The organism is Limosilactobacillus sp. DJ3M12 (genome assembly GCF_947381695.1).
In the GTDB taxonomy this organism is placed as follows: domain Bacteria; phylum Bacillota; class Bacilli; order Lactobacillales; family Lactobacillaceae; genus Limosilactobacillus; species Limosilactobacillus kinnaridis.
Window position 1 is genome coordinate 146,958 of the sequence record NZ_CANCWY010000002.1, and the last position, 13,911, is coordinate 160,868.

The window sequence follows — 13,911 nt, forward strand, 5'->3', positions numbered from 1 at the left end:
AATCATTTTATCGTGAATAAAAAGCTGGTGCAATTCGATTTATCGTTTTTAATATTTCTTTAACCTAGTATTGTTCCAAATCGACAGTTACCATTTTAATGATTTGATCTGGATGTTGTTGCTTTAACACCTCTAATGAGCTTACGGAAGGGGCTTCTTCAAAGTGGCCGAGTTTATCATTAAGGGTAATTGCTAAGCCCAATTTAGCAAAATCCATCGCCTCATCCATTGTTTTCCCCTGGGTAAATGCTTCCGGCAAATCTGGAAAATCAACTTGAATTTCATTATCTTTCGGGGTAAAAATTGCTGGATAACTCACTATTTCCATAATTTATATCTCCTCAAATAAAAAGAAGCAGGAAAACATAGATTCCCTGCCCTTTATTAATTTACTATTTTGCAACAATGTTAACGATCTTGTTAGGGACAACAATGACTTTCTTAATATCCTTGCCGTCAGTAAACTTCTTAACATGTTCGTTTGCTAAAGCAAGTTGTTGTGCTTCATCGCGGTCAGTATCCTTGGCCATCTTAATCTTAGCCCGTACCTTACCGTTAACCTGGACGATCATTTCAACTTCATCTTCAACTAAAGCTTTTGGATCGTAAGTTGGCCATGATTGGTAAGTGATTGTATCACTCTCACCGAATTGACTCCAGAGTTCTTCAGCCATGTGAGGCATGATTGGTGCAATCATCTTTACAAAGCCTTTCATGTATTCAACTGGTAAATCATCAACCTTGTAGGCTTCGTTTACAAAGACCATCAATTGAGAAATAGCCGTGTTGAAGTGCATCCGTTCGTAGTCTTCGGTAACCTTCTTAACAGTTTGATTGTAAACCTTGGTAAGCTTACCATCATTGAAAGTGGATACCCGGTCACGGAGGTGGTTATTATCATCCATCAACAACCGCCATACACGTTGAACCCACTTATTAGCACCATGAAGTCCTTTTTCATCCCAAGGTACCGATTCTTCAAGTGGTCCCATGAACATTTCGTAAAGACGTAAAGTATCAGCCCCATATTGGTCAACAATGTCATCAGGGTTAACAACATTACCTTTGGACTTCGACATCTTTTCATGGTTTGAACCAAGAATCATCCCCTGGTTAACAAGCTTCATGAATGGTTCTTTAGTTGGTACGAGACCGAGGTCATAAAGAACCTTATGCCAGAATCGAGCATAGAGCAAGTGAAGAACAGCGTGTTCAGCTCCACCAACATAGAGATCAACTGGTGACCAGTAATCAAGAGCTTCTTTTGAGGCAAATTCCTTGTCATTATGAGGATCAGTGTACCGGAGCCAGTACCATGATGAACCGGCCCATTGTGGCATGGTGTTAGTCTCACGAAGACCATGACGACCATTTTCGTCATAAACGTTAACCCAATCTTCAACATTTGCTAATGGACTTTCACCAGTTCCTGATGGTTCGATGTTATCAGTCTTTGGTAATTCAAGTGGAAGTTCATCTTCTGGAACTAATGAGGTTGTCCCATCATCCCAGTGGATAACTGGAATTGGTTCACCCCAGTAACGTTGCCGACTGAAGATCCAATCACGAAGACGGTAGTTAACTTTCTTATGACCAGCATCGTGTTCTTCAAGCCAATCGATCATCTTTTGCTTTGCATCAGCAATGTTCAAGCCATCAAGGAAACCAGAATTAATGTGCTTACCGTCACCATCAAAAGCACCTTCTGACACATCTGTTCCTTCAATAACAGGCTTGATTGGCAAGTCAAACTTAGTAGCAAAGTCATAATCACGTTGATCTCCGGAAGGAACAGCCATTACTGCTCCAGTTCCATATGAAGCAAGCACGTAATCACTAATCCAAATTGGTAGTTTTTCACCGTTAACTGGATTAATAACGTAAGAACCAGTAAATACACCAGTCTTGTCCTTGTTTAAGTCAGTCCGCTCAAGATCAGACCGCCGTGACGCTTCTTCCTTGTACTTTTCAACTTCCGCCTTGTGTTCTGATGTTGTCAATTGGTCAACTAATTCTTGCTCGGGAGCAAGAACAACATAAGAAGCACCAAAGAGCGTATCTGCCCGCGTCGTAAATACTTCAATCTTAGTATCTTCATCCCCCACAACTGGGAAAAATACTGAAGCACCTTCTGAACGACCGATCCAGTTACGTTGCATTTCTTTAACGCTTTCTGGCCAGTCAACAAGATCAAGATCGTCAATCAAACGGTCCGCATAAGCAGTAATTTTCAAAACCCATTGACGCATTGGCTTACGGTAAACGGGATAGCCGCCACGTTTAGTCTTGCCATCTTCAACTTCTTCGTTGGCAACAACTGTTCCACCCATAAAATCAGGGGCCCAGTTAACCATAATTTCACTTTCGTAAGCAAGCCCCTTCTTGTAGAGCTGTTCAAAAATCCATTGAGTCCACTTGTAGAACTTAGGATCAGTCGTATTTACTTCACGGTCCCAGTCATATGAGAACCCGAGTGATTGGATTTGGTCACGGAAATGATCAATATTTTTGTTCGTAAAGTCCTTGGGGTTATGACCAGTCTTTAACGCATATTGTTCAGCTGGCAAACCGAATGCATCCCACCCCATTGGATGTAAAACATTAAAGCCTTGCATCCGCTTCATCCGTGACATTACATCCGTAGCTGTATAACCTTCTGGGTGACCAACGTGGAGTCCTTGACCAGATGGATACGGGAACATGTCTAATGCATAATACTTCTTTTGGTCCTTATTAAGGTCTGCTTTAAAAGTTTCATTCTTCTTCCAAAACTTTTGCCACTTTTTTTCAATCGTCTTATGATTGTAAGCCATATTTTCTACTCCTTATTCTGATTTTAATAATCGTAATAAAAAAGTCCCGTAGAAATTAATCTACGAGACGAAATAACTCCGCGGTACCACCCGTTTTCCATGGAAGCCATGGCGCTTAGGACCTTAACGCGGTAAACGTCATTACCTACTAAAATTCAGTAATAATCACATTTAGATGAGTTCGTAAATGACCAGTCTCCTGTTCACACCACCACAGGATCTCTGCTGACCTCGTCAAAAACTACTATTTCTATTACGATCAAATATTTAACGCCTATTTTAACAACCACCGTTAATGATTGCAAGCGTGTAACTAAATTATTAGCCTAAAATTTCTTTTAATTCATCAACTTTATCAAGGTGTTCCCATGGTAAGTCCACATCAGTTCGACCAAAGTGACCATAAGCAGCAGTTTGCTTGTAAATTGGCCGCTTCAAGTCGAGCATTTCAATAATTCCAGCTGGACGTAAATCAAATACTTTTCGAACAGCGGCAATTAATTCTTCTTCTGAACGGGTACCGGTACCATAAGTATTAATCATGATCGATACTGGTTCTGCTACACCAATAGCATAAGCAACTTGAATTTCGGCCTTCTTAGCATAACCAGCTGCGACAATGTTTTTAGCAATATAGCGCGCAGCATAACTAGCAGAACGGTCAACCTTAGTAGCATCCTTTCCAGAAAAGGCTCCACCACCGTGATGGGCAGCCCCACCATAAGTATCAACAATAATCTTCCGTCCTGTTAAGCCGGCATCCCCTTGCGGTCCACCGATTACAAAGCGACCTGTTGGATTAATGAAGTACTTAGTTTGGTCATCAAGGTACTCAGCCGGAATGACTGCTTCAATCACTTGTTCTTTAATATCCTTTTTAATTTGATCAAGTGAAACCTCTGGATCATGCTGGGTACTTAAAACAACGGTGTCAACACGTAATGGCTTGTCATTCTCATCGTATTCTACAGTTACTTCGGCCTTTGCATCTGGACGAAGGTAAGAGATAACGCCATCCTTACGTAGTTGAGCAATCTTACGCATTAATTTATGGCTTAAAACCAATGTTAATGGCATATATTCAGGTGTTTCGTCAGTAGCGTAACCAAACATCAATCCTTGGTCACCGGCACCAATCTTATCAAGCGGATCAGCTTCACCTTCACGCGTTTCTAAGGAGTCATCAACCCCTTGCGCAATGTCTGGTGATTGTTCATCGATCGCAGTGATAACAGCACAGTTATCAGCATCGAAACCGTACTTGCCATCTGTATAACCGATCTTACGAATTGTGTCCCGCACAATCTGTTGGATATTAACGTAGGCCTTAGTAGAAACTTCACCAAAGACTAATACTAGTCCAGTAGTAACTGAGGTTTCAACTGCAACCCGTGAATCAGGATCCTTCTTAAGCAATTCATCTAAGATCGCGTCACTGATTTGGTCAGCAATCTTATCTGGATGTCCTTCTGATACTGATTCGGATGTAAATAAATGTCGTTCTGCCATTTTCTAATTCCCCCATATTCTATTGAAACTTTCAAATAGTTTGTAGTTGCGGTTACAAGGCATCTTCACGTTCAGACGTGAATCCTATCGGGAATTGCTTTATAACGATAATAATCTTAGCATAATTGTCAACCAACAATCAATGTTAATCCTTACATTCTTACTTCAAACGGGCATTGACCATCCCTACTGCCGTCATGAAAGAGTAAATAATTGTCGGACCAACAAATTTAAATCCATCCTTCCGCATTTGCTTGGCTATTTCTTCCGAAGCCGGCGTTTTAGGAGCTAATTCAACATCGGTAGTTAACCCCAAGTCTTGAGGCTGATCATCAACAAAGCGCCACACATAATTATCAAACGTCTTTCCCGTTTTCCGTAATTTTAAAATCACTTGTGCATTATTAATTACCGCTAATATTTTAAGACGATTACGAATAATAGTTTCATCCTCGCATAATCGATTAATATCTTCATCGGTAAATGATGCCACTTTTTCAATATTAAAGTTATCGAATGCCTGATTAAATGCTTCCCGTCGCCGCCAGATTGTCTGCCAAGTTAAACCAGCCTGAAATAATTCTAAAGATAACATTGCAAATAACTGCTGGTCATTATGAACTGGAAATCCCCAGTAGTGATCATAATAGTCTTGCATTTCTGGTGTCGCATTTGCCCATTGTGGTCGTTTAAGTGTCATTATCAGTACCTCTTTTTTGTTTTTAAAATAAATAGGGAGCAGAAATTTTCTCCTCCCTATTTATATACGAATTTTTGGTTATTTTGTACTTTTTTCCTTATTAGTATTTTTTAGCATAAATGCTAGTATGAGACCAATCAATTCAGTGATGATCATGCCAATAAATACTAAATGATAGCCGTGAAGGGAAGCGACTTGCGCCGAACTCCCCCGCTGAAGCGCATTTGTAGTAGCAACTGTTAAGATCAGTGTTGAAATAGTAACACCCGCGGACCCGAGAACTTGCCGGACTGTTGTAATTACAGCTGTTCCGTGGGGCACTAATTTATCAGGTAAGGCATTTGCTCCCAGTGTGACGGCCGGCATCATTACAAAGGCATTTCCACCTTCAATCACCATTGCGCAAAGGATCATTCCCAACAAGCTGAGGTGATTAAGGACGATTAATCCAGCAACCCAGCCAATGATAATCATAAACATTCCTACCAGCATTGTCGGTTTAAACCCAATTTTATCAGCTAACTTTCCTGACAAAGGATTCAGGATACTAAGAAAAGCAGCGCCAGGCACTAGGGCCATTCCAGAAACAAATGGACTAACTTTTAATAATCCCTGATAATAAAGGGGGAAAATAATTGTCGTTACAATTAAGGCAATATATGAAATCGACGTTAAAAGAATTGCTAAATCATAATTAAAAGTCTTCAATACCCGTAATTCCAATAGCGGGTGCTTGAGGTGAAGCTGCCGAATGCAGAACCAGGTAACCGCAATAAGACTAATGATAAAGATCCCTGCATTTATTCCCCATGCAGGATTCTTTTTTCCGGTTTGGTCAACAACGTACATAATCCCAATTAACCCAATTAGTAAGATTACTGATAGCCAATCAAGGTTCGTTTCATGTCGTTCCATTACATCTTGGATCAGTCCGCTAGCAGCCATTAAAATAATTGCCGAAATAACAAGCATAAAGAGGATAAAAAGGCTCTTCCAGCTAAAAAACTTTAGAACAATTCCTGAAACAATCGGTCCACAGGCAAGGGCGGATCCCATTACCAAACCAGCAATTCCCATTGTTGATCCCCGCTCTTCTTTAGGCGTAATCTCAAGCAAAACAGTTTGGTATGATGGGAATAAAACTCCGACAGCAAATGCTTCCATGGCTCGTCCAATCATCATAAACCAGAAGCCATTAATTCCCCAAGACGCGGGGGTTAAAACAATCATCAAGGATCCAATATCAAATAGTCCCAGTGCTCCAATGAACATTGTCTTAAAACTCATATTATTGAGCATCCACGGGCTAATTGGCATGCTGACACACATTACGAGCATAAAACCAGTCGTCAGCCATTGAACGGTTGATGCTGAAATCCCAAAAGCGTTCATTAAAGTTGGATAGGCAGTTGACAACGATGATTGACTAATCGACATCGTAAAGGTACCAACTAGTAAAGTAAAAATAAACCAAAAGCGACTATAACTTTTTCCATTGCGTGCGATACTTTGATCCATATCATTCTCTCCTTCTTTAGAATAATTATTATCTGACCGTTAATTATTATATGTTTTGAATTAGTGAATGTAAATGTTATAATGTCAATAGATTATAATTATTTTAAGAAAGGGGACGACATTATGGCAGAAGCAGAATTTGATCGAGCTCTTGACCATCTCCGTGAAAACAAGGTTCGTCTTACTCCCCAACGGAAAACTATCTTAAATTACTTAATCAATCATCATACTCATCCAAGTGTCGAAATGATTTATGATGACCTTAAAGACACAGTTGACAATATCAGTATGGCAACTGTTTACAATACTCTAAAACTCTTCGTTGATTATAATCTCGTAATTGAGCTAAAAAATGGAGACGGCAGTACCCACTTTGATTATTTCGGCCACCCGCATTATCATGTCGTCTGCGATAATTGTGGTAAGATTTCTGATGTTTTTGATGAACATTTTACTGCAATCACGAAAGAATTAACGGTTATGACTCATGAAAAGACTGGCTATCTAGTTACAGGAAATAACATCGAAGTCCATGGCATTTGTCCCGAGTGTCAACGTAAATTACATTTGAATCGTTAGTAAAAAGAGGCTGAGAAAAAACTTTTGTTTTTTCAACAGCCTTTTTTATACGAATCTTGTTACGATATCGTGGAAATTAACTTTTTATGCTTTCTTTTGTGTTAACGAAGCAACGGCAAGAATTGCAAACCAAGCTAAAGTTAGTATAAGCGCAATTAAAGTTTGTTTCTCCATACATAAAACAATTAGCACAATAAAAAGAAAAACTAAAATAACATAGTCAGTAAAAGGTGCGCCTGGCATCTTAAAAGTCCTTGATTGCGGATGCTGACGAATATATTTTAAATGTGCCAAGATGATAGCAGCCCATACAAAGAGAAAACTCGTGGTAGCAATACTGGAAACAAAAGTAAAAACTCCTTCTGGCATTACTAAGTTTAAGATAGCGGCAATTCCAATAACGACTGCAGAAATAATAACCGCTGTTGCAGGCACCGACCGCTTAGATAAGCGACTAATCTTACGGATAACAGGCCGATGAGCAGTAGAGGTTAACTCAGCTAGCATCCGACCAGTTGTATATAGAGAACTATTACAAGCAGAAGCCGCAGCAGTAATTACTACAAAATTAACGATACTAGCAGCCCCCGGAAGACCGATGTCGCGAAAAACAAGGACAAACGGACTATTGCTTGGTGAAAGTTTACTCCACGGATAAATGCACATAATGACAGCCAAAGCACCGATATAAAAGAGCATAATTCGAACAGGAATACCATTAATTGCCTTAGGAATAACAACTTTAGGATTCTCTGCCTCAGCCGCTGTCACCCCTACCATTTCAATTCCAACAAAGGCAAATACAACCATTTGAAAAGAAAGCATGAAGCCCTTTGTCCCGGTAGCAAAAAAGCCCCCATCATTAACTAAATTAGCAGGAGTAGCGAGATAGCCGCTTACCGAATGAAAATGAAGTAAAACTAAAATGACACCAACGGCAATTAAAATAACAATTGCCAAAATTTTAATAAGGGCAAACCAAAATTCGAGTTCACCAAACGTACTAACAGTCATTAGATTTAATCCCAATAAAATTAGGAGAGTTATTAATCCAGGTAACCATTGGGGAACTTGAGGAAACCATAGTTGAAAATATAAGCCAATGGCGGTAACTTCGGCCATTGCCAATGCTAGCCAACACACCCAATAAGCCCAGCCCATTACAAAACTCACGCGATTACCAAGATAATCACGAATCGCATCCATAAACGAATGATAATGTAAGTCGGAAAGAAGCAACTCTCCCAGGGCCCGCATAATTCCAAAACAAATAATCCCAGTAATTAAATATGCTAAAAGGATTGCTGGACCAGCAGCGTGAATTGCCTTCCCCGATCCAAGAAATAATCCTGTCCCAATCGTTCCGCCAAGCGCCATTAATTGAATATGACGGCTTTTAAGCTTACGTGTAAATTCTTGTTTTTCTGCCATGATCCTCTCTCTTTCTCAATAATTGAAGTTTTATTAATCCTAGTTAGGTTTACTAGTCATTACTAAAAAAATCAACTATGATATATAACATTGAAAACCTATTGTATACCATTTTTCGTAGAAGGAGAAATTACATTGTACGCATTAGTTCACTGGATCCCATTTTTTATTTATTTTTTTGCAGGATCTGTCCTCGTTACCCATAATCACCTTTGGAAAAAATTTCCTAACTTCAGCCAGCATATTACAATTGCAACCTTTTTTATCTATTTAACTGCTATCGACTGGCTTTGTCTAACCCCTTCAATATTTAATTTTAGTTCTGCTAACAAACTTTTATTTTATTTTCACGGCGTACCATTTAATATCATCCCCCTCCAAGGACTCAGCCAAGAATTTTTCTTAAATATTGTGATGACCTTACCACTAGGAGTTTATCTTTATTTAATTAATCACCAAATGCCCTTCAGTCGTGCTATTCTCTACGGCTTTTTCTTCAGCTTATTTATCGAGTGTAACCAATTTGTTTGCGACCTTCTTTTCCATATTGGAAGGGTTGCCGATGTCGATGATTTGATTAGCAATACCATCGGAACTACAATTGGTTTTGCAGTAATGATCATACTTGATCAAACGATTTTTCATCAAGTTATTAAACAATTTATGCTAGTAGTTGGAAAATCTGATAAACTGAATAACTGAGGTGGTAAAAGATGATTACAAATGAACAAAGAGCGCATGATATTGCTCTTACCTTACTACAATCCCGAGCAAAAGATCTAAAGCCAATCGAAGCATATCATGAATATGTCAATTCATTATTACCAATCTTAAAGGAGATTGATAAGGATTTTCCCAACGGTATTAAAGAGCACCTTTAATTTCCCGGGAAATTACGACAAAAGGAGCTGTGACATAAGTTAGGTCACTTCCACAAAATACGAACAGCGCAGTACAACAATGGCCTTCAGCGTTCGACTTTGCCGGACGCTGAAGGCCTATTGTTGCTTGCGGGGGCTCCCAGAGGCTAGCTTCGCATCGAAAAACGAAGTCACAAGTGACTTCTGTCTCGCTCCCTTTTCCTACGATTAGTCAAGAAAAATATTTAGAAAAGAAGAGTATACTAAACCAACCCGGTTCTTCTTCAAAAATCGAGAATTAGTGGTATATTAAAATTGTGAGGTGGTTATGCCTTCACAGGGACTATTGAGTCCGTATACCGATAGTGGTATTTTTCATGGTGCTTAATCATGGATAAGAGACATTTCAGAGTTTTATTCATACAAGCTACCATGGCGACCTTGTTCAGTTTTGGATGAGGTCGTTTTTCTTTTAAACGATAGTAATAGTCAACGATATGATTAGAATTAGCGTGTTGTTGGCGGATCATATTACCTACAGTAAAATATAAGAGCTTACGGGCAATCGGGTTTCCACGCTTATTAATGTGGTCTTGACCTAAATAGGTTCCAGATTGGTAACGACGAATATCAATTCCGACAAAGGCATTAAGCTGATTGGCATTGTCAAAGCGACTAATGTCGCCCAATTCTCCCATTAACTGAGCCGCAGTTTGTTTCCCAATTCCCGGAAAAGAGCAGTATAGGATATACTCTGGTAAGTGCTGGGCAATAGATTCCATCCGCTTGATAACCTCTTCCCTTTTACGGGTTAAGGCAATTAATTGGCGAGCATAGTAGCGAACTTCATCAACCTGAATGGCATCACCAGAAACAGCCGGATATGATTTTTGGGCGAGATCGATTAATCGATCGGCATACTTATAAGCTTTCATCTTAGATATTCGTTTATCTGTAGATGCCATTAGAATATTCTTTAATTTAACTCTCGAATAAGGCCTAACTAGTGCTGGATGAGAAAAAAGCTCCACGATATTCAACGCTAATTTAGATGTTCTATTTACAAATAATTGCTTAAGTTCTGGAAAAACTTGTTCAAGTGCAGTATGAAGATGATTTAGACGATAGTTCCAATCAGCATTGAGCTGATTATAGAACCGACTAAGCTCATGTAACTGAAGATGGTCTTTTTTCCAAGGAACTGTTAATCGAAAAGCATTTTCCTGGACAGTGAGCGCAATCCGATGAGCGTCTTTCTGATCGGTCTTAACTCGTCGTAGACTCTTGGACTTTAAATGAAGTTCTAGTGGATTAAGACGGCAAAAGCGGAGACCATTGGTCTCACAGAAATGTTCAATTACTCGCGAATAAATTCCAGTCGCTTCAAAGTAGATAATTGACTTCTGAGCTTTCTTAATCATATCTCGTAGAGCATTAAACCCCACTTTCGTTTGTACTAAAGAAAACTCCTTTAAACAGTGTTTCCCTCGATACCAGACACAGTAGCTTTTCCCCATTGAAACATCCAAGGCAAATATATCAGCCATAAAAAAACTTCCTTTCTATAAATAGAGCTAGACATAACCGCTATCCTAGATTTGTACTTTATTTCCTAAATACTTGAACTCGTAGTTCCACAACCTAAAAGCAAAATATCAAATCAAAGATAGCGGAGATCATTTTATAATACGGACTCGAAGTCCCTGGGAGCATGATCGATCTTAGCTCTATCTTCAGAATAACAAAAAAGTCCAGGACAATAATTATTTTTATCCTGAACTAATCTTAGGTTGTTTACTATTTCATCCTATATGTATTATACTACCTTGTTGAGATTTCCTTTCTTCTTGTTTTATTAACCCATTTGAACTATGATATTAATAATTTTATTTTTAGGGAGGTTTTTCAATGTTTGAAGAAACTAAAAAGGGCTTTGACTGGTTTAGCCTAATTGTTGGGGTCTTATTTATCATTGCCGGAATTGCATCATTCACGCGGCCAGATAAAACCCTTCACTTCTTAGCCATTGTTGCCGGAATTACTTTTATTTTCCGCGGAATTTATGAATTATGGTTCCGTCAACGAATCGGTCGAATCTTAGGAGAATCCTCAGGTTGGTTAATTTTTTCTGCAATTTTAGATATCATTTTAGGAATTATTTTTCTTTTCCAACCAAGCTTTGGGGTACTCTTCATTGCTATCATCTTCGCTATCTGGTTTATCCTTGATTCTATCACTGAGTTGATCAGTGCGAAGTTTTTCAAGGAATTTCATCGTGGATACTACTGGTTCATTGTAATTCTAGCAATTTTGAGTTTGGTATTAGGAGTTATTCTTTTATTTAGCCCATTACTTTCCGCTATTACAGTGGTATGGTTAGTTTCAACATTCTTGATTGTGTTCGGAATCATGAAACTTATTCAAGCATTTTAACGTATACCTTATATTAAAAGAGATCAGCAAAACTGATCTCTTTTAATTTTACGAATATTTTGAATTATAAGCCTTGTTCCGTCATCAAATATTAGGTGATGAGCATGGTAATCAATTCGTTTTAATTTTCCCGTGTATTCTTCATAAAAACCTGTCTTACCATTAAAGAATTCAACTTTTATTAACGGATGTGATCGGCCCCGTTCAATCATGGCAAGTTGGACTCTAATTCGATGCCTCATCTCAGCTGTGGGATAAGTCTTATGACCATACTTTTCCCCTACCTTTGCTAATAATTGATGGTAGCCGGTCAAGGCCGCAAAAGGAGAAAACTGAGCAGCGCGATCTTCGGTGGTCATTGGCGTATGAGCTTGAGAAACATGCCGAGGGGTGTTGATAATATCACGATACTTTGAGGTATCACTAAACAAGCTTTTTTCTATTTTCAGCAAATCTTCATTTTCCATTATGCTTGGTGCCCTCCAATCTGATTATTTCTTTCCAAAAGAGTAGCACCTTTTTTCAAATCCGCTGCTCGAATAATGGCGTTTTTACCGTACTCATTTTGCAAATCAAGGACAAGTCTTTGTAGTTTTTGATCCTTTTCTTGAACTTCGGAACGATTCTTATGTTTTTTCATTGAGTCCGTAAATAAATCTAACTGCTCATTATAATTCGCCAATCTGGCAAGCCGTGGTGAGAGAAGGTGGTTCGCTATTACCGTAATTTTACGAGCTGTCAATCGCCGGTCAAGGCCAGAATCACATAACTTCATAAATGCCTCCATCAATTCTGTACCAGATGAAGTCGGTAAGGAAAGATTAGCTTTTCCATGCATTGGCTTTGGCGCCTGGCGTCCATAGAAGTCTGTCACTAATGGTCCTTGGTAATCCTCCGATATATTAGAAACATCATAGGCGACCCTTAAAGCTACTTGATCAGTTACTAAGTTTTGCTTGGTTAACTGGAGAGCCAATGAATTAACCATCTCTTGAATCACTAACCGGATTTCTGTAAAGTTATAAGGTCGAGGCAACACCTGCCCAGAATACACCCCATGATCTGATGAATGATAATTTTTGATATCTTTAATGGTGGCTGACTCATATCCCCACGCATGGTCAATAATGATTTCCGCATTTTTTCCAAATTCGCGGTATAATACTTCTTCATTCATTGGATCAGATAACTTTCCCAAAGAACAACGAGCAATATCTCCCATTGTATGAAGACCTAGCTTTTTTAGTCGTCGCGCATACCCAGGACCAATTCGCCAAAAGTCTGTTAGTGGCTGGTGCGCCCAAAGGTAACGGCGAAAAGTATGTTCATTCATCTGTGCAATCCGGACCCCGTCTTCATCCCCTGGAATCCGTTTAGCTACTATATCCATCGCTACTTTCGCTAAGAAAAGATTGGTCCCAATTCCTGCAGTTGCAGTAATTTGTGTCTCTGCTTTAATTGTTTGGATGATTTCCTTAGCTAAAGAACGGGCGCTAACATGGTACTTATTAAGATAATCGGTAATATCCATCATTACCTCATCAATAGAATAAACGTGGATCTTTTCTGGTGGTAAATAGCGTAAATAAATTTCATAGATGGCGGCACTTTTTTCAAGATAAAAATTCATTCGTGGGCGCGCAATCCTATAACCAATTTTAAGTTCCGGTGATTTTAATAGTTCATCCCGGTAAATTGAAACAACTGGTGATAATCGCTGGTGAGACATTTCTCTGGCACGACGATTATTCAAGTATGCTACTCGTTGTTCCACCTCATACAATCGCGGGCGACCAGAAACACCAAAATTTTTCAAAGCTGGTGAAACGGCGAGACAAATAGTCTTACTAGTTCGCGATTCATCGGCAACTACGAGGTTAGCGTTTAAGGGATCTAGCCCACACTCAGTACATTCGACCGAGGCATAGAATGATTTTAAATCGATTGCCATATATGTTCGCCCCATCATGAGAATACCTCCAGCACTTCAGTAAATATTATTATATCTTCAATCAAACATATGTTCAAGAAACAGTTAAAAATAAGGAGGCTAGAAAAACTCAGCCTC

General features: G+C 39.1%; 13 protein-coding genes, 1 riboswitch and 1 other annotated feature. Of the genes, 4 read left to right on the plus strand and 9 right to left on the minus strand.

Annotation, left to right across the window (positions count from 1 at the left end):
• Nucleotides 1–64: 64 nt before the first annotated feature.
• The 5 genes from QOS06_RS03160 to QOS06_RS03180 all read right to left on the minus strand — a co-directional run bounded on the left by QOS06_RS03160 (nucleotide 65) and on the right by QOS06_RS03180 (nucleotide 6,540).
• The gene (locus QOS06_RS03160; RefSeq protein ID WP_003664210.1) at nucleotides 65–328 is read right to left on the minus strand and encodes a type II toxin-antitoxin system HicB family antitoxin; all 264 of its coding nucleotides are present in this window, start codon (nucleotides 326–328) and stop codon (nucleotides 65–67) included.
• A gap of 64 nt (nucleotides 329–392) precedes the next feature.
• Nucleotides 393–2,813: a leucine--tRNA ligase gene (gene leuS, locus QOS06_RS03165; protein WP_139561363.1), complete on the minus strand. Its 2,421-nt coding sequence runs from the start codon at nucleotides 2,811–2,813 to the stop codon at nucleotides 393–395.
• Nucleotides 2,814–2,873: 60 nt separating this feature from the next.
• Nucleotides 2,874–3,082: a binding site (T-box leader), on the minus strand.
• Nucleotides 3,083–3,134: 52 nt separating this feature from the next.
• Entirely contained in the window at nucleotides 3,135–4,322 is a 1,188-nt protein-coding gene (gene metK / locus QOS06_RS03170) for a methionine adenosyltransferase (protein WP_003664212.1), read from the minus strand.
• Nucleotides 4,320–4,432: riboswitch (SMK box riboswitch) on the minus strand. Its footprint overlaps the gene before it by 3 nt.
• A gap of 50 nt (nucleotides 4,433–4,482) precedes the next feature.
• Nucleotides 4,483–5,022 (minus strand): DNA-3-methyladenine glycosylase I, encoded by a 540-nt coding sequence (locus QOS06_RS03175; RefSeq protein ID WP_139561364.1) that lies wholly within the window; start codon nucleotides 5,020–5,022, stop codon nucleotides 4,483–4,485.
• Nucleotides 5,023–5,100: 78 nt separating this feature from the next.
• Nucleotides 5,101–6,540 (minus strand): MFS transporter, encoded by a 1,440-nt coding sequence (locus QOS06_RS03180; RefSeq protein WP_191338783.1) that lies wholly within the window; start codon nucleotides 6,538–6,540, stop codon nucleotides 5,101–5,103.
• Between the two features lie 123 nt (nucleotides 6,541–6,663).
• Here QOS06_RS03180 and QOS06_RS03185 point away from each other — a divergent pair, with 123 nt between their 5' ends.
• Entirely contained in the window at nucleotides 6,664–7,119 is a 456-nt protein-coding gene (locus QOS06_RS03185) for a Fur family transcriptional regulator (RefSeq protein ID WP_035159873.1), read from the plus strand.
• 84 nt (nucleotides 7,120–7,203) lie between these two features.
• Here the strand turns inward: QOS06_RS03185 and QOS06_RS03190 are convergent, their stop codons facing one another.
• Nucleotides 7,204–8,550 carry an amino acid permease gene (locus QOS06_RS03190; protein WP_191338784.1) on the minus strand — a complete coding sequence of 449 codons (1,347 nt, stop codon included), beginning with the start codon at nucleotides 8,548–8,550 and terminating at the stop codon, nucleotides 7,204–7,206.
• A gap of 90 nt (nucleotides 8,551–8,640) precedes the next feature.
• On the opposite strand from QOS06_RS03190, the gene QOS06_RS03195 reads away from it, so the two are divergent.
• Complete coding sequence (locus QOS06_RS03195) at nucleotides 8,641–9,252, plus strand: VanZ family protein (RefSeq protein WP_191338785.1); 612 nt, start codon at nucleotides 8,641–8,643, stop codon at nucleotides 9,250–9,252.
• Nucleotides 9,253–9,263: 11 nt separating this feature from the next.
• Complete coding sequence (locus QOS06_RS03200; protein WP_003664220.1) at nucleotides 9,264–9,431, plus strand: hypothetical protein; 168 nt, start codon at nucleotides 9,264–9,266, stop codon at nucleotides 9,429–9,431.
• 305 nt (nucleotides 9,432–9,736) lie between these two features.
• Here QOS06_RS03200 and QOS06_RS03205 read toward each other — a convergent pair whose 3' ends face one another.
• Complete coding sequence (locus QOS06_RS03205; protein ID WP_283595481.1) at nucleotides 9,737–10,957, minus strand: IS110 family RNA-guided transposase; 1,221 nt, start codon at nucleotides 10,955–10,957, stop codon at nucleotides 9,737–9,739.
• A 361-nt stretch (nucleotides 10,958–11,318) separates the two neighbouring features.
• Between QOS06_RS03205 and QOS06_RS03210 the strand changes: the two genes are divergently transcribed.
• Entirely contained in the window at nucleotides 11,319–11,843 is a 525-nt protein-coding gene (locus QOS06_RS03210; protein WP_191338890.1) for an HdeD family acid-resistance protein, read from the plus strand.
• 23 nt (nucleotides 11,844–11,866) lie between these two features.
• On the opposite strand, the gene QOS06_RS03215 is transcribed toward QOS06_RS03210, so the two are convergent.
• Nucleotides 11,867–12,310: a hypothetical protein gene (locus tag QOS06_RS03215; protein ID WP_003670786.1), complete on the minus strand. Its 444-nt coding sequence runs from the start codon at nucleotides 12,308–12,310 to the stop codon at nucleotides 11,867–11,869.
• Nucleotides 12,310–13,812, minus strand: coding sequence for a Y-family DNA polymerase (locus tag QOS06_RS03220; RefSeq protein WP_191338891.1), 1,503 nt, complete (start codon nucleotides 13,810–13,812; stop codon nucleotides 12,310–12,312). The genes QOS06_RS03215 and QOS06_RS03220 overlap by 1 nt, the downstream gene beginning before the upstream one ends.
• Between the last annotated feature and the right edge of the window lie 99 nt (nucleotides 13,813–13,911).